The following is a 19763-nucleotide window of genomic DNA, read 5'->3' on the forward strand; positions in this document are numbered from 1 at the left end:
CCGCTTTTCGTATCTTCAAATTGGAAAAGAGTTTTCCGTTTATTTCATGTGTTGTAATTTATTCGGGCCATTCGTGAAAGTCTTCTCTCAAAGAATCCTGTTGTTTCCTGCCTGTTCTTATTACAAAAAGCACTTCATTCAAGGGGAAGATCCGGCGTGAAAAAATAATTACAGGCTTGACAGAGAGTTTTGTGGCGGGTATGGATTGCCGGATAAAGTTATCAAGTTGATCCGGTGAAGCGAATCAAATAATGTAAAAACAGGAACGATTGAGCCGCGTATTGTTGTCAGAATGGCCTTGGGGACAAGGTTTACGTCGGTTTCTCAGGAAGGGCAAGTCTGGTGGCAAAGAAAAAGCTGAAAGCATTAGTGATCGTTGAGTCACCGGCCAAAGCCAAGAAAATCGGCAGCTATTTAGGTAGTAAATATAAGGTCCTGGCCAGTATGGGGCACGTTCGCGATCTGCCTACCAAAGCCTCCGATGTTCCTTCCGAATTCAAGAAAAAACACAAATGGGCTACTTTAGGCGTCAATGTCGAGTCCGAATTCGAGCCCTATTATCTGGTTCCTCAAGACAAGAGGAAAACGGTTAAGGAACTCAAAGACGCTCTAAAAGATGCAGAAGAACTGATTCTCGCGACGGACGAAGACCGCGAAGGAGAGAGCATCGGCTGGCATTTAGCCGAATTGCTGAAGCCCAAAGTTCCCGTAAAACGCATGGTTTTCTCGGAAATTACAGAAGAAGCGATTCAGGAAGCGATTGCCAATCCACGTGAACTCGACTTAAATCTGGTCTCGGCTCAGGAAACCCGCCGTGTACTGGACCGTTTGTACGGATTTACATTGAGTCCGCTGCTCTGGAAAAAAATTGCCCGCGGTCTTTCTGCCGGTCGCGTACAATCAGTGGCCGTTCGGATCCTGGTACAGCGTGAACTGGAACGACTGGCGTTTAAAAGTGGTACCTACTGGGATTTGAAGGCGCAGCTGAAAACGGACGAAGGAGCCGAGTTTGAATCGATGCTGTCGACCGTTGGCGGAAAGAAAGTCGCCAGCGGGAAAGATTTTGATGAATCGACGGGCAAGCTGAAAGAGGGAGCCAACGTGCTCCTGCTTAATGAGCAGCAGGCCGATGATTTACTGGAACGGGTCAAAAAATCAGACTGGACAGTCACATCGGTCGAGCAGCGTCTGCAGTCGCGGAAGCCACCGGCGCCATTTACCACCAGTACACTGCAACAGGAGGGGAACCGCAAGCTGAATATGTCAGCGCGTGAAACCATGCAGGTCGCCCAACGACTGTACGAAGATGGTCACATTACTTATATGCGTACTGACAGCGTCAATCTCTCGAACGAAGCCGTTTCTGCCTCGCGCCAGCGGATTGAAGATTTATACGGTAAAGACTATCTCTACGCCGAAATTCGCCGCTTCGATACGAAATCGAAAGGGGCACAGGAAGCTCACGAAGCGATTCGTCCCGCGGGAAAATTGATGAAAACCGCCGAAGAATTAAGTCTGAAAGGGCAGCAGGCCAAACTGTATGCGATGATCTGGAAACGAACCATGGCGACACAGATGGAAGAAGCCAGACTGCGTTTTCAAACGGTAACGATCACCGCCGCCGATGCAGAATTTCGGGCCACTGGGCGACACGTTGAATTTCCCGGTTTCTTCCGCGCTTATGTCGAAGGTTCTGATGATCCGGAAGCAGCATTGGATGACAGTGAATCCATGCTGCCGCCGATGGAAGAAAACCAGGCGCTGGAAGCCAGTCAGGTTGATCCGCTCAAACACGAAACCAAACCTCCCGCACGTTATACGGAAGCCAGCATTGTTCGCAAAATGGAGAGCGAAGGCGTCGGCCGTCCGAGTACCTATGCTTCCATTATCGGCACGATTCAGGACCGTGGTTATGTGAAAAAAACAGGAAGTCAACTTGTCCCGACTTTTACCGCCTTGGCGGTCACGCGTCTGCTGGAAAAGTTTTTCCCGAATCTGGTCGACTTGCAGTTTACAGCCGCCATGGAACAGGAATTGGATGATATCGCCGTTGGTGAAGGAGACCGGCTGCCATACTTGACCCAGTTCTATCGTGGCAAAGATGGCCTGGATGAGCAGGTGAAAGCAAAAGAAGAGACCATCGATGCGCGGGAAATATGTACGTTGAATCTGGAAGGGATCGAGTCGGCTGTCCGCGTGGGTCGCTATGGGCCTTATGTCTCTGATGAATCGGAAGAAGAGCCGGTTTCTGCCTCAATTCCCGATGATATCGCACCTGCCGACCTGACCAATGAAATGGCGAAAAAATTGATTCGCCTGAAGAGCGAAGGGCCGAAATCCCTGGGTATGCATCCCGTGGAGAACACGCCCATTTATAAACTGCACGGTCCGTTTGGCCCTTACTTGCAGCTAGGCGATGTGATTGAAGATGGTCCCAAGCCAAAACGCGTCAGTATTCCCAAGACCGTCGATCCGGATACCATTGATTTTGAACTGGCTTTAAAATATTTAAGCCTGCCTCGCTTTTTAGGCGAGCATCCAGAAACCACCAAGAAGGTCAACGCGGGCATCGGTCGCTTCGGGCCTTATGTGTTGCACGATAAAGTCTACAAGTCGCTCGGCAAGGAAGATGATATTCTGACGATTGGCCTGGATCGAGCAGTCGAGTTACTGAAGCAGGCCCGTAAACGCAGTGCACCGACACCGATTCGCGATCTGGGGAAACATCCGGAAGACGAAGAGCAGGTTGGTATTTTCGATGGCCGCTATGGCCCCTATGTCAAACACGGCAAAATCAACGCGACCATTCCCAAAGGTTACGAAGTCGAGATGGTAACGATGGATCAAGCTGTCGAATGGCTCGAAGCCAAAGCGGCGAAAACGGGAGCAAAGAAAGCAGCGAAAAAAACAACGAAGAAGAAAGCCGCTGCTAAAAAGACGACGAAAAAAGCAGCCGCGAAAAAGAAGACAACCAAAAAGGCAGCGACTAAAAAGACGGCAGCTAAAAAAACAGCGAAGAAGAAAACCGCGAAGAAAAAGGCATCTGAAGAATAGCCGGCTGATTCAGATCAGGCGGAAGCATTGGATTCATCGGCTTCCACGTCACCCGGGGATGGAGTTTCCTGTTCCGCTTCATCCTCGCATCTCTTCCGATCTGCCTCTTTGACTTCGGCTTCATCCAAATCGAATTCTTCGATCAGCTCTCGGCGGCGGAGTGTGACCTGCCGATCAAATTCAGAGAGCACATCCAGCGCACGATCACGTGAAGTCACCAGGCCGATGATCAGATACTGGGTAATCGCCAATCCATAGCAAACCCAGCCGACCGTATCGACGGCGATCGCAGCGAGGATGGCGAACACCGGCGAAGACCGGTTGATATGCTGGCAGACAACCCCCTTCAGAATGGCCCGCCACTTTTCTTTCAGCTCCCGGAAGATGCCATACTTCTTTGATAGTTTTAAAGGAGGCGGGCCGGGATGAATGATCGCAAATAATTCCTGATCCGGCATCGCCTCAATCACGCCGATGGCCAACATGATTCGCAAGCCTTTTAGAATCCAGCCTTCGGGACCTAACACGTCCCAGTTTTCAGTTCCCGGCACACTGAGCCAGCCAAACAGCTCGGCTTCCATATTGGCGGTGGCCACCAGCAGTAACAGTGAACCGCGAAACCACTGCTCCAGGTCTTTTTCCAGTTCCGCATCAATTTCCTGGATACGCAGGACTCGATTGAGAATCAGGTGGAAGATCGGAATGGCTATCAACCCGACAAAGAAACGCGTCAAAGGCTTTAACAGGTTTCTAAACAGGATATTAAGAAAACCACCCACAATAATTCCTAACTAATCGAACGGTGTTAGCACGAGATTGTCTCACTGGTTGTAAAAAACGAAGTCTGTTCAAGCAGGGATCAAAAAAACTCGTCTTTTCGAGATTGAAGGGCAAGCTCTTTAGGCGACCTTTTCGTGGGGGAGCGTATAGAGATCTTACTTTGGTCCTCTTTTTACCAGATAAAACCTTGTGACGAAAATACCAAATCAAAAATACATTAATTCTAAAAACTGATGCAGTCATCGCAACGTGATGCGGATCATTGATGCAAAGCAAGTACTGGCTGTTTAGGTGGAGTGGTCGACTCGGGAATACAGGTACAGGGAATAGAAAGCAACAAATGCCTTGCGAGGAGTCAAAACTCGGGAAACTTTGATGACTCAAAATGTCTTAAACTGTTGTTATACAATGTATTACGTTTCGTGTCTGTTCAGGAGTTCGGTGCTGAGCTTGAATCTTGAAGCAGCTTTGATATAGTAAATGAAGTTGGGGATTCAATCAGTTTTCATTTCTTCTTAATCTAAGTTCCTTTCTTCTAAAGAGATCCATTCCACGATACAGAAGTGGTAGCAACCGTTCGGATAGATTTCCAAACGGTAATTTCAGTTTGGCTCCATTTAAATGAAATAGAGGGAGCCGAAAGCACATAAAACGTTCAATTCAAATTTCTGATCGACTTCAATCAGATACATCGAGCTACTTGGGCTTGTGTCTGTTTAAACCCAGACAACGAATACGAAATTCTTTACTAAGATGTTGTGTTATCTTTAGATCTTATTTTCTTATGGAAGGTTTTGTTATGCAGGATTCTCAAATGAAGTGTTCGAGGAAAAGAGGCTTTACTCTGATTGAGCTTCTCGTCGTGATCGCGATTATCGCGATTTTAATCGCCTTACTTTTACCAGCTGTTCAACAGGCACGTGAAGCAGCTCGTCGAAGTTCCTGTAAAAACAATTTAAAGCAATGGGGCCTGGCATTGCATAACTACCATGAGACGCACTCAGGGTTTCCTCCTGGATATTTTGGCAATGGAAATCGCATGGGATTTCATGTTATGCTGCTGCCGTTTATCGATCAGGCACCCCTGTATAATCAATTTAATTTTTCGTTGACTTATGATGCTTCAACGCCGACGAATAATTCGACCCTTCGTACGGAATCTTTTGCGATCCTGCATTGTCCCAGCTATGGAAAAACAGACATCTCTGGCAGTACGACGCAACGAACAACGCATTATTATGGAGTCATGGGAGCCAAAGGGCTCAAGCCTGATGGATCATCCTATGATGTCTACTGGCCGTCTCCAGCAAATCATGGTGGCTGGGGTAGAAACGGGATCCTGACTCGCAACTCAAATTACAAAATTCGTGATATCCATGACGGAACTACGAATACGTTTATTATGGGAGAGTTATCCTGGGATCCAGAGAAAGTCTCTGGTGCCGGTTATACCAATCAGCGCCGCGCCTGGACACAAGGCACACAAACCACAGATTCCACTACTTCGGCCTCTTATTCCTGCCGCAATATTGCGACCGTGATCAACTCGGCCGGATATAAATCGGGGTCAGCTTGGTTTAATGATTCCAGCTTTGGCAGTATGCATGTTGGAGGCTGTCATTTCATGCTGGCCGACGGTTCGGTCCGCTTCGTTTCTGAAAACATCGACTTCGCCACGTATCTGGCTGCTGGTAGCCGCGACGATGGTGAAACGCTGAGCTTAGAATAGACACTCGTTTCCAAAGCTCCTCACAACGCTGAGGAGCTTTGGCTTTTTGCTGTTCTTGAAGAGGCGAGAGAGCCAAAAGTGGGTCTAGGGTTCGTTGGGATTTCTCTTCTTTTTCTGATAGGGGTTGTTCTTGGCGGCAATAGCGGGAACGCTGAAGTCTTGCGTCCCTTCTGCTTTTGGCAGGTCTGCTTCCGTACGAAAACCAAAAAACAACAACTTTCCATTCGGCAGATACCCCGTTGTTTCTTCAGAATTTTCTCCAGTTGGTGGTGTGCCTGAAGCGACCCCATCGAAACCATTGATTTCAACTAAATGCGGGCCTCCAATCGTGCCCTTGCCATTTTTTGCGGTGTCATATTCTCCCTCAATGATTTCCGCATAGCCACCGCCTCCTTTGTTATCTTTGGATGTATCGGGAATGAATTTGATTTGACCGTAAGGCAATGGCTTTCCGTCAAATTGCACTTTTCCCCTCACGTTATACAACGTGACATCACTTCCACATCCCACCAGAGTTCCCGCACACAAGAGCAGCAGACCAGGAACCGATATTCTTGGAAACATTCTGAGCATGAAACAATCTTTCTGTAATGCAATGAGATGGTAAAAGCCTGAAATCGATTTTATGAATGGTACCTTAATCAGGATAACTGAAATTGTGAAATCGAGTCAGAATCGGATGCTTAAGCTTTTTATGAGAGATGATTTGTGATCATTTATTAGAACATATTAAACGTTTGATTTCAAACGGTTTCTGCAGAGTTCCCAGGGAAAGTCTTCGATGGAGAGCATCGAATCAGACTGATTCAGGTGAGGACGAGCATCTCTTCTGCTTCAGGCAACCGCTGAGCGAGACAGGCTGAAGTCATCCAGCGGATCTACCAGCGGATTTGTTCGTAGAGCTGCAATAATCGCTGCCCGCGATTTGGGTTGAGCTGCTGCACATAAGCGATCCGGCCGCGCAGATGGCTGGCGAAATCAGGATGCTGTTCCCGGTTCTGGCCGACAGGTCCCTGGCGAATGCAATTGGTGAGAATGGCTTTTAGCAGATCGAATTCTTTCCGCGGGACGTTCGGGTGTTCATTCACCACAACGCCCGTCACTTTCTGCTGTTGATTATTTCGCAGCACGCGCCGTTTCGATTGATTCGCTTGAAATCGTTCCGAGCGAATAATCTGGTTTACCAGCGGAATAAACACACGCAACGAACGCAGAAACTGATCGGAACCGGAAAAGGTCAGGTCATCCGCATAGCGCGTATATTCAGCATTGAATGAGCGGGCTAGTCCCGAGAGTCTGACATCCAGCGAAAACGCAGACAGGTTCGCCAGTGCTGGAGATGTAGATGCACCCTGTGGCAGGTGTCGTGAGAGATACGGGTAAAGCGGTCGCAGTCCTCCGTCAGGAAACGGCATATTCATGGGGATCGCAGTGGTTGTTAACCGTGCTAGCCAGAGTGCGGCTTCGCGACAATAGCCGATACTTCGAAAGATCGAAACGACACGTGCGAACTTTACACTGCCATAAAAGTTTTCCAGATCAAATTTGACAACCACACGTTTGCCGGTGTGGGGAAGTGCATTTGTGACGGGGGAGTGGCCGGTGACAAATCCGTGTGCTGCGGAATGAACGGGAATCTGGTTCAGGATTTCCTGCAAAATCTGTTGCTGTGCTATTTTTAGAAAAGGACGGGGCGCTTCGATCAGTCGAAACCCATTTCGTTTCGGCAGCCAATGGTATGTGTAATGCGATTCACTCACATCATCCGGGCGATCCGATTGATTGAAACGGTGCGTTAACCAGGCTAGTTTTCCCAGTGGAATATTCAACCAGTTCGAAATGTCCTCTGGAGTTGAAAAGGCAGGCAGATCATAGCGGCTTAGTTTTGCTGAATCTCCATCCTGGGTCATATCCAGATAATGATCGGTTTCCGATCGATATCGCAGCAGTTCATACGGGCGTGCGAGTTTGTAAGGCAGAGAGGCGACATCAGCGTTTTCAGGTGGTGTGTATGTTTTCTCTTTGTGATATCGCAGAGGGCTCAAGCGAGGTTTGCGAAAGACGCGAGGCGCTCTGGTCTGTTTTGAATCCAGACTTGGCTCAGGACTCGCTATAGGTCGATCTGGTGCGGGGCCGAAAAAGAGCTGGCGTATGAAATCAAATAAGCCCATTCAGAAATCCTGCAGTCAGGTCAGTAATCAATAGAAACATGATGAGAAAAAATGGCCAGCGGGCCGCACAACCGCTCCTGTGGCGAAGTATCGCTACGATAAACGTCTATCGTAGCGATACTTCACATGTCGTTGGATGGTCAATACTTCTCCCACGGGGTATCCCCGCAGTGCCCTGAGTGATCCGTCAGGATGCAATCAGAGTCAGAACTTGTGCGACCCACTGCCCATTATGTTGCAAATCGTATCCTTTTCGTGGAATGCGTCAATGTTAAGTCCTGTGAATCTGGATAAAGCCTCGAGATTCCATGATGAATTTCATTCTAAAAACGGAGCAATGAAAAATAGATATAATAAAGATCACTCCAGGCATCGCGAGAACTGCAATTGTCATGATTACAAGACCACGATACATTTCTGCAGAATCAGAAATATCGCGGGAGTGCATTCCCGGCGGTGATCGAGTACGCTGTCTCTGTACCCTCTGATTTCTGAAAAATATGAGGGTCAACTTGAATATAGTGAAAACAGAAAGTTTTGAAGATGCTGGGAAATGTAGCTCCCACTGAGTTTGATTTGCGGTTTTCCGTATTTGGGATTCCCGTACGCGTGCACCCTTTGTTTTGGGCAGTGTCTGCCTTCATGGGATGGAATCCAAATGATATTAAAATGACGTTCATCTGGATCGCCTGTGTTTTTGTTTCCATTCTGGTGCACGAACTGGGGCATGCACTGATGGCGCGACACTTTGGCTGGCCGCCGGAAATTGTCCTGTATCACTTCGGTGGACTGGCTATGTTCCAGCCTTATTCGGGAATGACAACCCGCCGCTCAATTATTGTGTCCGCAGCGGGGCCGTTTGCCGGTTTCGCTTTTCTGGGGGCGGTCATGTTTTTCAGGCTAATCTCGGCCAGGTTCGGCTTCTGGGATCAATTCAGCCGTGAAGGGCTGTTTTATGTGACGGTCACATTTCATTACTTGTTTTTTATCAACCTGTATTGGGGGCTGATCAATCTCGCACCAGTGCTGCCGCTGGATGGTGGACATATTTGCGAAGATATCTGCAAAGCCGTCAAACGCTATCGTGGTGATATACTGGCAATTCAGATTTCAATGGTTGTCGCAGGCGCACTGGCCTTCTATTTCTTCCAGCAGCAGTTTCGGTATGCCGGCATCATGTTCGCCTTATTCGCCTTCTTTAACTTTCAGGCGTACCAGCAGCGCAATAATACCTGGTAACGAAGCAGCGGTCTGCTCCTTAGAATCCTAAGCCATCACCGTTGAGTTCGGCTGTTTTGACCGTACCATCAGTAATGTTAAACATGCCGGGATAAGAGCGTGTCCATTTTTTATTCGGTCCCGGACAATACTGACGGCCATTGCCTTCAATCGCGGCGATCGTCGGAATTCGGGCTGCGAGACTCGCAGAATGCAGGAACGAATAACCACAGCAGGTGAGGTCTTGGACGCAGAGGAACATGTCAAACTTCTGGGCTGCCGCACCCAGGAACAACGATTCCGTTTGACCCTTGCACGCTTTCAAGGCAACACCCGAGTAGCCGAGGTCGCGGCTGAGCAGTAGCGATTCATAATCCACCAGCGATTCATCGATCACCACTGGTTTGATCTTGGCCGCTTCGTGCATTTTATTTTCAGGATTGGCTTTGAGATCGCGGTTGGTCGGTTGTTCGATGTACTGCACCCGGTCGAAGGCAGCCGGTGTCTGCTCGCGGATTTTATTCAGGAAATCGAGCACGTAATCTACGTTTTCACACTTTTCATTAAAATCGAGTGAGTAACACCAGGTATCATTACCCCGTTCGCCCTGTGCTTTGACTGCTTCATTTTCAACGGCGATCACACGGTTGATATCCCATTCCAGATTGTCGCCGGAAAGTTTGATTTTCAGATGCGTCAGTCCGTCGGCTTTAATCCACTCTCCCAGTGTTTCCGGAAGTCCGTCATTAATGCGTTCGTTGATATCAGCTTCGGTAATCGGATCGAGTGCACCTACAAGATGGTAGATTGGCAGCGACGGTTTCGGGTCGCGGAGCGTGTATTGATCCAGATATTCTCCCTTGAATTGATCATCCAGATACTCTGACAGATCGTGGACCATATATTCTGAGGAGAGACCATTATAGCTGTTGATATGGTTGGCACGCCCGAATCCATCGTGAATGGCTGCATCAAGGGGGCTGGATGCGACAAGCTGTGCTAGCTCAGGAATTTCTTCCTCTAGTCCCAGTCGTTTTGACAGTTTTTTCGCCATGAAATGGTATTCAGCCGAAATGTGATACATCAAATCGATTGGATGCGCGATTTCCGGACAGATGTTGGCAATTTCTACTGCCTCTTCCAGAAACTCAATCATCGCTTTCAGCGCGTCTTCCGGACTAACAACTGAAGAAGGCCAGGCCCAGATATTACCGGCGGGCATACTGCCAATCCCGATACCCTGTTTTCCATTGCGCGTTTCAACGATGACTTCCACATTGAGTAGCACGCTACTATCCATGACCCGCCCGCCAAATTTGAGGGGGGTCCGAAAGGGAACTTCTTCGGTTGAAAATTTTGCTTCAACAATTTTGATATCTGTTGACTTGGACATCGGACTAAATTTATTCCTTCTTGTTACCTGAAAAACCAGTGTGACGGTTCAACTGTGTTTTATATGTCGTCTTGGAGAATGCCAATACTAAACTCGATTTTATAACCAATGAGTTCAATCTTCAAGAAACGAACCCATTTCATTCCAGCTTGAGAAAAAACCGGGAAAAATCTGATTTTCTGATTTCTTTATTGACTGAAGCATACCAAAGACGTTCGAGGCCGTCTTGGTCTGGCCGACCTCAGGTTCAAAATGCCGCTCATACCTGATAATTCTGTCGGCCAGTGAGTTCAGGCTGGATTCATAGCTCTCGACTGTGTCAAAGCCTGTGCCAAAGATAGTGCAGACAGGTGAACCAGCCGGGATGACTGCTCCTGCACAGGGGATGTCGCCACACTCCGGAATCTGATAGGCATTTTGAAAATCGGCCCCATTTCCATTGGTTTGAGGGGAGACGAGATCCCGGGACGCATACAGAATGCCTTTGGAAATATGTGGAATTGGTTGTTTTTTCCCTTTTGAAAGGAAATATTTCAGTGCTCTGGCGGGAGTTTGGTTTACTGAATGCTCCTCAAAAGACCGGCAGGCAGTCAGGTGCCAGTCAAGGAGAGGTGTTTGATGCTGCAGTTCCAAGAGTTCCGTGAGCGCCGTATAGCGCGGGTTGACTTCATTCAACCACAGTCTGTTTTGCTGTGTGGGATCCAATATCAGATCGCAGCCGAACAGGCCTCGGATTTGACAGCCATCGGCGACTGATTGCCCCAATGCTTCCAGCGGGCCTCGTAAGTGGGAAAAGGCTGGAGAGACAGTGATGCCGCCACAAAATTGGAATGCGTCCGCGTTGAGCGCCGCATTCCCGATGAATTGCTGACAAACGCCTATTAATACCGTGGTTTGGCGGAATGCGATGTATAAGGCAGAAACAGGGATTCCAGGCTGATACCGTTGCAGATAGCAGTCCTGATTTAACTCAACATCAGGCGCGATCGAATCCAGAAATCGGATTCCCATCCCGCCGGCCCCCTGGCGTGGTTTGCACAACCATTGAGTATTCTCATCAGGAACAGAACCAGCAGGCAGGCAAGGCAGGGCCTGGATCGGTTCGTCTTTCAGAAGCCGTTCCAGCAAAAACGGATCACGGGCGCGACGCAGGCTTTCCGGGTCACAGCCTCGAAGGCGGTGTTTCTGGTTGATTTGTTCGATAAGTTCCGGATGATTTTCCATGCCCCCGGTATAAATCCAATCCAGAGCAGGGGATTGGTGCACTGTTTCGATCCAGTGAGTACTATTCGCGGTTTTCGGGATCACTTCTGCAATTTCCCGCAGGTCCTGATCCGCATATTGGTCAACACACACAGGTTGCCACCCTGCACGCAGAGCCGAAAACGCAGCAGCCCGCGTACTGGCGCCGACAATCAGTAGACGCTGTTTTCCGGAAAATTCGCAGGAGGTTTGTAGATTCATCAAATCGCGTCTTAGTGAGATGTCATGATAAATTTATGAGGATTTATTCTGAATACTAGCGGAATACTGGCAATCCTGTTCTTAAATTGTTATTACATAGCATAGGCTACGAATGATCCAAGGCGAAGCTTACATCTGTTAGATTCGCCGTCCGTTCAGGACTGCGGTATTCGTGATCCGTTTTAAATTTGTGCTTTATGCATAACTGTAAGAACCTAATACGAAATGGAGAACGAAGAATGTCAATGTTTGTCGGTGAGTCACTTGTTGGTGAAGGTAATGAAGTTGCTCATATCGATTTGTTGATTGGTGACAAAAATGGTCCTGTCGGGTCAGCGTTTGCAAATGCTCTGTCCAGCCAAAGAATGGGTCACAGTAACCTGTTGGCAGTATTATCACCAAACCTGGCAGTAAAGCCAGCAACAGTCATGGTCACTAAGGTCACGATTAAAGGTGCAAAACAGGCCGTCCAGATGTTTGGCCCCGCTCAATACGCCGTTGCGAAAGCAGTCGCTGACAGTGTTGAAGCTGGTGTGATTCCAAAAGATCAATGCGAAGATCTGGTTATCGTCTGTGGCGTCTTCATTCACTGGGAAGCTGATGATGACACCAAAATCTACGAATATAACTACGCAGCTACGAAAGAAGCAATTGCTCGTGCGATGAAGAACGAGCCTTCTACTGACGAAATGCTGGCTAAGAAGAGTGAAGCGACTCACCCTTTCTACGCTGGTTGAAATTTCTGAAATAGGTGGAGAGTCAAATTCATACCCCTGTTCCAAAAGAGCAGGGGTATTTCTTTGGTCTGTTTCTGATTTCCTGATAGGAATCGTGCTGAGGAATTCTCATGAAAAAAATACTGATTCAACTGGATACCGATGCGCATCCCAGTTCATTTGACCGCGTGGTTGCCGTTGATGCCGACATCGATGAAATAATGAGCTACGGCGATGTGACTCCCGTTAATGTCGAGCCACTCGTGCATGGCGCCATGTTTACGCGAGGACCGAAGGAGTTACATCATACTGCGATTTTCGTCGGCGGCAGCGATGTCTGTTCCGGCGAAACCCTGTTTCATAAAATTCGCGATACCTTTTTTGGTCCCGTGCGGGTGTCTGTGATGATAGATTCCAATGGATCTAATACCACTGCCGCGGCTGCTGTTCTTGCAGCGGGCAAGCATCTCGACTTTTCTGAAACAACCGCCTTAATTCTGGGGGGCACCGGCCCGGTTGGTCAGCGTGCGGCGCAATTGCTCGCAAAGCGGGGGGCGACTGTAATTGTGGCGTCCCGTTCGGAAGAGCGTGCCCAGGCAACTTGCGATGCGATCGCCGCGATCGTGGACGGGGCAAAACTGAAACCATTGTCACTCAAAGATCACAAACAGATGGAAGAGGCGAATCGGGAAACCAACCTGATCATTGCCGCCGGTGCAGCAGGGGTCAAACTGATTCCCGCAGCTTGCTGGAAACCGATGAAACAACTGAAAGTCGCCATCGATCTGAATGCGGTCCCGCCTGCCGGGATTGAGGATGTGGATGTCATGGACAAAGCGACCGACCGCGAGGGAGTTCTCTGTTACGGAGCAATCGGGGTCGGCGGGACGAAGATGAAGATTCATAAAGCCGCCCTCCGTCAACTCTTCGAAACGAACGATCTGATGCTTGATACAGAGGAAATCTATCAGATTGGCGCCAATCTCAATTCATAAGGGCAAACGGAAACCGACTGAGAATGAAACTGTTCAGGTTGCATTCCCTTCATAGAACTCGATAGAATTACTGCACAGGAAATCGTTTTTGAATCAGGATTTTGTTACTGCTTCCAACTACCAGACGGGTAATTTCGGGGACCTCCATGCTGGACGATGCCACCATCATGAAACGGATTTGCGCAGGAGAATATCTTCTGTTCGATGAGTTAGTGATGCGCTATCGTGATCGGTTGCTGCGATTCGCCTGGAGTAAATACGGCAAGCAGGCTGCTGCGGAAGATCTGGTACAGGAAGCATTCTTGTCTGCGTTTGCGGCACGCGAGACCTATAATCCTGAGTTTGCCTTTTCGACCTGGCTCTGGACGATCTTTTTGAACCTGTGTCGTCGGCATTATAAGCGGGAATTACGCCAGCCTCGCGAAATGGTGCGCTCGTCATTTGATACCGCTGCAGCAATGGTGATTCCCGAACCGAGTTCTTCAGAGACGCCTTTACAGGCGGTGCTCAAGACAGAACAGTTTGAACTGCTGGCTTTGTATCTGACCGAATTACCGGAAGTCCAGGCCGATTCCTTGCGACTTCGTTTTTTTGGCGGCATGAAATTTTCAGAGATTGCGTTAACGATGGATTGCAGTTTGTCTGCGGCAAAAATACGTGTAAAAAACGGATTGCTTCAATTGGCTCATCGTTTTTCTGAAGGTCTGACTTCGGAAGGAGGTGTCTCATGAATTGTGACGAAGCGTTTGAATTAATGACTCATCCCACAGATCATCAGTGTGAGGAGTTGCGCTGGCATTTGCAGATGTGTCCGCGTTGTCAGCAGATGAAGGAAACTTTGGCGCCGGCGCTGGAATCGTTTCAGCAGGTACTCGATGAATCAACGGATCTGGATGAATTTGACAAATTCCATGCCGAATTTCATCAGACAGCCGATCAGGAATCTGCGTCTATTTTCCCGAAAACAGGGCAGCCGTTTCTGTCTGCCGAAACAGTCCGTATGGCTGAACAAGCGGCAATACGCTTACGCGCAGATGCCGGCGTCAGTCAGAAGGCGCAGCCTCCTGCGACAAAACCATATCAAAAACGACTGCTACATGCGGCGTTGATTCTAGTTGCCGGTTTTATAATGGGCTGGGGGATGTCTCTGGATGTACCTCAAAGCCAACTCTCACCGGTTGCCAACAGTCTTCCAAGTCAACAGCCGTGCCTCTGGATTGCACAACGCGAAAATGGGACAGATCCGGTCGTTTCTAAAACAGACCGCGAAAAAGTATCCGTCCAGAGTGTGGTGCTCTCCTGTGTGGCCTGTCATTTACAGTCGACCGCTGAGTAGGCCCGCCTTTCCCCTGATTTACCAGCGCCCCTTCAGTTCAATAGAGTTCGCTATTTTATAGTCGAACGCCTAAATCAGCCGTCGATTCTTGTAATTCTTACACCTGAATCTGTGGTGCAGCGTACTTTTTCCAATCGAAGTCAGCAAATCTGATGGGCATCGAAAAACTCGTCTTGCAGCTCTTTTCGATTTTCGTTATTTCTACGCAACCCACTTTTAACCAGAGGGCAACTTTCCTGTCTTACACTCCCTTTTCTCATATCCTCCCTGAGATCACAGGGTCATTGAAAAGAGAATTCCGACCTGTCACATTTAAGTGAACCTCATATCTTTTCTCGCAAAAATTACAATTGGATTCGCCATGATAAGAGGTGTCTTGTCTGACACCAGATGCGGCAACGCATTCCGATGGGCCACGAGCCTGATCCTGGTACAGATCATACTATTCGGAGACTTTCTCAACGGGACTATCCCGATGATGAGCTCAGCCTTTGCGCAGGAAAATCAACAGCGTTCCATTTCACTGAACGACCCGCTGTTCGATATTCGCGTGGAAGGCAACGAATCCATTCCGGCACTTGCCATTTTGCAAAAAACAAAAATTCAACGTGGCCGACCAGTCACTCGTGATCAAGTCTTGGAAGATGTCCGGCTGCTGTTTGCCACACGCTGGTTTTCCAGTGTCCAGCCAGTCTATCGAAAAACCGAGCAAGGGCTGGTACTGATCTTCAAAGTCAGAGAACGTCCGATCGTTGAGAAGGTCGAATTCCGCGGAAATAAAAAAGTCAAAACGAAACGCCTGGCGGCCACTACCGGATTGAAGGTCGGTTCGCCCTTTGATGTTTCTGCCAACCTGGAGTCTGTACATCGCTTAAAACAACTCTATGTCGAGCGTGGATATCGTTTCGTTGAAATCAATTTAAGCAAAGGTGGAGATGCCAACGATCGTCAAGTGATCTTTGAAATTAAAGAAGGTCCCAAAGTTGTTGTTTCCGGTATCAAGTTTCGAGGAAATAAATTCGTCAGCGCAGGCGTCCTCAAAACGAAATTGCTTACGAAAAAAGCCCCTTTTGGTCTGAGTGTGTTGGGAGGCAAATATGATCCTTCTACCGTGGAAGACGATCTGATTTCTCTCAAGCAGTACTATAATGGGCTGGGTTTCTTCGATGTGAAAATTGCCGAGAAGGTCGGCTATAACAAAGAACGTTCCCGCGTGCAGATCGAATACACGGTGAACGAAGGAAAACGGTACAAGATCCGCGATATTCTGATCAAAGGAAATCAGATTTTCTCGGAAGACGAAATTCGCGATGATATTAAGCTGGCTTCAGGAGAATTTTTCAACAGCCGGACTCTCTCGACCGATGTTGACAAACTGACCGTCAAATACGGCGAACGCGGCCACCTGTTTGCTAAAGTGAATCCGGTACCTCGTTTTCTAGAAGCACCTGGCGAAGTCGATCTGGTTTATCAGATTAACGAAGACAAACCCTATCGGATCCGAAAAATTACTCCGCATATTTCGGGGGATAATCCTCGAACCAAAAGCTCTGTTTTGACGAACCCTCTGATGGTCGCACCTGGTGATCTGGCAAATCAACGTTTGATTACCAAAAGTAAACGTCGTATTGAAGGGGGATCGGTCTTCGAAAAAGGACCTCAGAAGGGGCCCCGTATCAGCGTTACAAAAGTTAACCCTCAGAATGAACTTGCTGCGATGCGCAAGGATGATATCGTTCGCGGACAAAACCATGAACGGGAGCAAAAACAGAGACCACGACGCAGTCGCTATCAGGCCCCTCGAAAGAAACAGGCCACTCTCAAAACACTTTCCGGCCAAGAAGAAGTATTTCGGGGACAGAACTATGACAACGGGATTCCGGAAGCTTTGAATCCACTCTTCGGAAACAGCCCGTTGGGTGATCCGATGGGCACCGAATTTCCTCAGCAACAACCGGGCTGGGTTGACTTGGATGTATATGCTTCGGAAAGCCGAACCGGTCGTTTGATGTTTGGTGTGGGAGTCAACAGTGATGCGGGTGTGGTCGGTTCGATCGTTCTGCAAGAAGAAAACTTTGATATCCTTAGACCACCCCGCAGTTTCGAAGATATTCTGGATGGAACCGCCTGGCGCGGTGGCGGACAACGCTTTAGAGCAGAAGCCGTTCCCGGCGATCAGGTCAGCCGTTATCTGGTGAACTGGACCGATCCCTATTTTCTGGATACAAACTTCAGTCTGGGTGTCAGCGGATTCTATTTCACTCGCTTCTATACAGACTGGGATGAAGAACGCGTTGGTACCCGTTTGACTCTCGGACGTCAGTTGACGCAGGAATGGTCCGTCAACGGTCAATTCCGTCTGGAAAATGTTGACCTGCGAAATCCACGCACGCCGACACCACCCATCGTCCAGCAGGCTGTCGGAAATAATTTACTGAATACATTCCGTATTGCAGCGACACACGACACACGCGATGCCGCGTTCCTGCCAGCCGAAGGACATATTCTCGAGTTTGCTGCTGAGCAAGCCGTTGGCGATTTCGATTACAGTCGTCTGGAAACAAATGCCAGTCAGTATTTCACGATCTATAAACGACCCGATGGCGGCGGACGTCATATTCTTTCGTTGAGTGCCTCACTGGGTTGGACCGATTCTGATACACCTGTTTTTGAACGATACTATGCTGGTGGTTTCCAGACCTTCCGCGGCTTCGAATTCCGGGGAGTGACTCCTCGCGAAAATGGGGTCGCCATTGGTGGTCGCTGGAACTTCCTGGGTAGTGCCCAATATATGGTTCCAATTACCGCTGATGAGATGATCCAGATGGTCTTTTTCAGTGACTTCGGTACAGTGGAAGATAATGTCTCTCTCGATCAATTCCGTGTTTCTGTCGGTGCCGGTCTTCGTTTGACCGTGCCTGCGATGGGCCCTGTCCCCGTGGCGTTGGACTTCGCTGTGCCATTGGCTAAGGAAACCTTTGACGAAACACAGGTCTTCAGTTTCTATGTCGGGTTTACCCGATAATCTCTCAATAGAGTCGGATCAGGTTGCTGTTCTCTCCAGCGAACTGCCGACAGGTCCCAATTTCAAAGCGGTCGCTGGTTTCACCAGAGTCGGCTCTGGACTATGATGGTAGCTTGTTAAGTACATCTATCTTTCTTCAGAGAGCAGCGTCGATGATTCTGGAAGGCATTGTAACCAGTCGTAATCAGCAGGGGGAATTCAACATTGCGCCGATGGGGCCTGTGGTGAATCCGGAAATGTCCCAGTTTGTATTGCGCCCCTTTCAGACATCGCGCACGTTCAGCAATTTGAAGGAAACCCGCTGTGGGGTCCTGCATGTTGTTGACGATGTGTTATTACTGGCAAAAGCAGCTATCGGCCAGTTGGATGAAATTCCAGAGACATTTCCCGCCGAGAAAATTAGCGGGGATGTATTACAATCTGCCTGTCGTTGGTACGAATTCGAGATTGAGAGTATCGACGAAACCCAGGCCCGCACTGTGATGCAGGCGACCGTGGTTCATCAGGGGCGAATCCGTGATTATTTTGGTCTCAATCGTGCCAAGCATGCCGTACTGGAAGCCGCGATTCTGGCAACACGCACACAGCTGATTAAACAAAGCGAACTAGAGACCCAGTATCAGGCGTTAGCAGAAATTGTCAAAAAAACGGCAGGCCCTCATGAACAGACGGCATTCCGTTTACTGGAAGATTATATTTCCAAAGCGTATGCTGAAATCAATTCGTAAAAATAATTCGTGTTTTACTAATTCAAACAGTTTCAGAAAAATTATCAGTCATGTCACGCGAAGTGAGGATTACCACCGGAAGTCGATTGCATTGGGGATTGCTCTCACTAGCTCCTGCGACAGGCCGCGAATTTGGTGGCATCGGGTTGATGGTGGATGCACCACAGTTTGTGCTCTCCGTGAAACAGACGCCCGCAGAACAAGATCGTATTACGTGCAGTGACACTTATTATTCGAAAGTCGAAGGGGCCCTCAATGCGGCCCGGTTGCATCTCTCTGATTCTTCAGAGCCATGTTTCTTTTCAGTGGAACTCCAGTCAGAAATTCCGATGCATTGTGGCTTTGGTTCGGGAACTCAGTTGAGTCTGGCTGTTGCACGTGCGATTTCTGTGCTCTCTGAAGAGCAGGAGCTAGCTTCTGTCAAACTGGCATCACGGGTCGGGCGAGGAGCTCGATCGGCGCTGGGCGTGCATGGTTTTGATTGCGGCGGTTTTCTTGTAGAGGGGGGCAAGCAGAAGCCAGGTCAGATCAGTCCGCTGGTGTCGCGGGCTGATTTTCCAGAAGACTGGAAAATTCTGTTAATCACACCCAGGGATCAGGCCGGTATCTCAGGCACTGTTGAGGCGGAGGCAATTCAACGGCTCGGTCCGATGCCCGTTTCAATTACGGAATACCTCTGTCGGTTGGTGTTGATGCAACTACTTCCGGCGGTTCTGACGCACGATTTTGCAGAGTTCAGCTCTGGTTTATCCCGCTTTGGACACACGGTTGGTGAGTTTTTCAAGCCTGCCCAGGGAGGAATTTATGCCCATCCCCAGATGGCAGAGCTGGAAATACTGTTGATGGCCCATGGAATCCAAGGGATCGCTCAAACTTCCTGGGGGCCGACGTTGTCGGTCGTCTGTCCCAGTTCTGCTGAGACGGAAAACGTTACAAGTGTAATAGTGGAAAATGGTTACGGTGAATTATGTTCTCTGAGAACGGTCAATCCGCTCAATCAGGGCGCCCAGATTCAGATCAATGAGTCTGTATGACTTTTCAATTTGATTTCGAAGTTTCCGAAACAGGCTGAATTCCAGGCGAGGAATTCTTCGACTATAGACCAAGGCTGGTATAATAGTACCACCCCAGAAAAGACATCATATTCTGAAAAG

At 48.7% G+C, this 19763-nt stretch carries 15 protein-coding genes; 10 read left to right on the forward strand and 5 right to left on the reverse strand.

The window, feature by feature from the left end; all coding sequences use genetic code 11:
- Positions 1 to 342: 342 nt before the first annotated feature.
- Entirely contained in the window at positions 343 to 3054 is a 2712-nt protein-coding gene (topA, locus tag AAC022_RS07805) for a type I DNA topoisomerase (protein WP_339729770.1), read from the forward strand.
- A 14-nt stretch (positions 3055 to 3068) separates the two neighbouring features.
- Here topA and AAC022_RS07810 read toward each other — a convergent pair whose 3' ends face one another.
- Positions 3069 to 3833, reverse strand: a complete 765-nt coding sequence (locus AAC022_RS07810; RefSeq protein ID WP_339729773.1) for a DNA topoisomerase I — start codon at positions 3831 to 3833, stop codon at positions 3069 to 3071.
- 815 nt (positions 3834 to 4648) lie between these two features.
- Here AAC022_RS07810 and AAC022_RS07815 point away from each other — a divergent pair.
- Entirely contained in the window at positions 4649 to 5563 is a 915-nt protein-coding gene (locus tag AAC022_RS07815; protein ID WP_339729776.1) for a DUF1559 domain-containing protein, read from the forward strand.
- Positions 5564 to 5647: 84 nt separating this feature from the next.
- Here the strand turns inward: AAC022_RS07815 and AAC022_RS07820 are convergent, their stop codons facing one another.
- A complete protein-coding gene (locus tag AAC022_RS07820; RefSeq protein ID WP_339729779.1) occupies positions 5648 to 6136 on the reverse strand; it encodes a hypothetical protein in 489 nt (162 codons plus the stop codon).
- 305 nt (positions 6137 to 6441) lie between these two features.
- A complete protein-coding gene (locus tag AAC022_RS07825) occupies positions 6442 to 7734 on the reverse strand; it encodes a reverse transcriptase family protein (protein ID WP_339729782.1) in 1293 nt (430 codons plus the stop codon).
- A 543-nt stretch (positions 7735 to 8277) separates the two neighbouring features.
- Between AAC022_RS07825 and AAC022_RS07830 the strand changes: the two genes are divergently transcribed.
- A complete protein-coding gene (locus AAC022_RS07830; protein WP_339729785.1) occupies positions 8278 to 8973 on the forward strand; it encodes a site-2 protease family protein in 696 nt (231 codons plus the stop codon).
- A gap of 19 nt (positions 8974 to 8992) precedes the next feature.
- On the opposite strand, the gene AAC022_RS07835 is transcribed toward AAC022_RS07830, so the two are convergent.
- Together AAC022_RS07835 and AAC022_RS07840 are read right to left on the reverse strand one after the other, a co-directional pair.
- A complete protein-coding gene (locus tag AAC022_RS07835) occupies positions 8993 to 10345 on the reverse strand; it encodes an enolase C-terminal domain-like protein (RefSeq protein ID WP_339729787.1) in 1353 nt (450 codons plus the stop codon).
- Between the two features lie 114 nt (positions 10346 to 10459).
- Entirely contained in the window at positions 10460 to 11809 is a 1350-nt protein-coding gene (locus tag AAC022_RS07840; protein WP_339729790.1) for an ATP-grasp domain-containing protein, read from the reverse strand.
- Positions 11810 to 12048: 239 nt separating this feature from the next.
- Between AAC022_RS07840 and fae the strand changes: the two genes are divergently transcribed.
- The 7 genes from fae to AAC022_RS07875 all read left to right on the forward strand — a co-directional run bounded on the left by fae (position 12049) and on the right by AAC022_RS07875 (position 19643).
- Entirely contained in the window at positions 12049 to 12546 is a 498-nt protein-coding gene (gene fae / locus AAC022_RS07845; RefSeq protein WP_339729793.1) for a formaldehyde-activating enzyme, read from the forward strand.
- 110 nt (positions 12547 to 12656) lie between these two features.
- Positions 12657 to 13520, forward strand: coding sequence for an NADP-dependent methylenetetrahydromethanopterin/methylenetetrahydrofolate dehydrogenase (locus tag AAC022_RS07850; protein ID WP_339729796.1), 864 nt, complete (start codon positions 12657 to 12659; stop codon positions 13518 to 13520).
- A gap of 146 nt (positions 13521 to 13666) precedes the next feature.
- Positions 13667 to 14251: a sigma-70 family RNA polymerase sigma factor gene (locus AAC022_RS07855; RefSeq protein WP_339729799.1), complete on the forward strand. Its 585-nt coding sequence runs from the start codon at positions 13667 to 13669 to the stop codon at positions 14249 to 14251.
- Positions 14248 to 14856 (forward strand): hypothetical protein, encoded by a 609-nt coding sequence (locus AAC022_RS07860; protein ID WP_339729802.1) that lies wholly within the window; start codon positions 14248 to 14250, stop codon positions 14854 to 14856. The genes AAC022_RS07855 and AAC022_RS07860 overlap by 4 nt, the downstream gene beginning before the upstream one ends.
- A gap of 475 nt (positions 14857 to 15331) precedes the next feature.
- The gene (locus AAC022_RS07865) at positions 15332 to 17881 is read left to right on the forward strand and encodes a BamA/TamA family outer membrane protein (RefSeq protein ID WP_339729805.1); all 2550 of its coding nucleotides are present in this window, start codon (positions 15332 to 15334) and stop codon (positions 17879 to 17881) included.
- A gap of 23 nt (positions 17882 to 17904) precedes the next feature.
- Positions 17905 to 18609 (forward strand): DUF447 domain-containing protein, encoded by a 705-nt coding sequence (locus tag AAC022_RS07870; RefSeq protein WP_339729808.1) that lies wholly within the window; start codon positions 17905 to 17907, stop codon positions 18607 to 18609.
- Between the two features lie 50 nt (positions 18610 to 18659).
- The gene (locus AAC022_RS07875; RefSeq protein ID WP_339729811.1) at positions 18660 to 19643 is read left to right on the forward strand and encodes a beta-ribofuranosylaminobenzene 5'-phosphate synthase family protein; all 984 of its coding nucleotides are present in this window, start codon (positions 18660 to 18662) and stop codon (positions 19641 to 19643) included.
- Positions 19644 to 19763: the final 120 nt, after the last annotated feature.

The sequence above is a fragment of the uncultured Gimesia sp. genome, assembly GCF_963976445.1.
Taxonomy (GTDB): domain Bacteria; phylum Planctomycetota; class Planctomycetia; order Planctomycetales; family Planctomycetaceae; genus Gimesia.

Bases quoted from the DNA above. Each gene is read 5' to 3' on its own strand.
- AAC022_RS07875 (WP_339729811.1), top strand. From the start codon at position 18,660: ATGTCACGCGAAGTGAGGATTACCACCGGAAGTCGATTGCATTGGGGA.
- AAC022_RS07835 (WP_339729787.1), bottom strand. From the start codon at position 10,345: ATGTCCAAGTCAACAGATATCAAAATTGTTGAAGCAAAATTTTCAACC.
- AAC022_RS07825 (WP_339729782.1), bottom strand. From the start codon at position 7,734: ATGGGCTTATTTGATTTCATACGCCAGCTCTTTTTCGGCCCCGCACCA.
- AAC022_RS07840 (WP_339729790.1), bottom strand. From the start codon at position 11,809: ATGAATCTACAAACCTCCTGCGAATTTTCCGGAAAACAGCGTCTACTG.
- AAC022_RS07860 (WP_339729802.1), top strand. From the start codon at position 14,248: ATGAATTGTGACGAAGCGTTTGAATTAATGACTCATCCCACAGATCAT.
- AAC022_RS07865 (WP_339729805.1), top strand. From the start codon at position 15,332: ATGATGAGCTCAGCCTTTGCGCAGGAAAATCAACAGCGTTCCATTTCA.
- AAC022_RS07850 (WP_339729796.1), top strand. From the start codon at position 12,657: ATGAAAAAAATACTGATTCAACTGGATACCGATGCGCATCCCAGTTCA.
- AAC022_RS07830 (WP_339729785.1), top strand. From the start codon at position 8,278: ATGCTGGGAAATGTAGCTCCCACTGAGTTTGATTTGCGGTTTTCCGTA.
- AAC022_RS07855 (WP_339729799.1), top strand. From the start codon at position 13,667: ATGCTGGACGATGCCACCATCATGAAACGGATTTGCGCAGGAGAATAT.
- AAC022_RS07815 (WP_339729776.1), top strand. From the start codon at position 4,649: ATGAAGTGTTCGAGGAAAAGAGGCTTTACTCTGATTGAGCTTCTCGTC.
- AAC022_RS07820 (WP_339729779.1), bottom strand. From the start codon at position 6,136: ATGCTCAGAATGTTTCCAAGAATATCGGTTCCTGGTCTGCTGCTCTTG.
- fae (WP_339729793.1), top strand. From the start codon at position 12,049: ATGTCAATGTTTGTCGGTGAGTCACTTGTTGGTGAAGGTAATGAAGTT.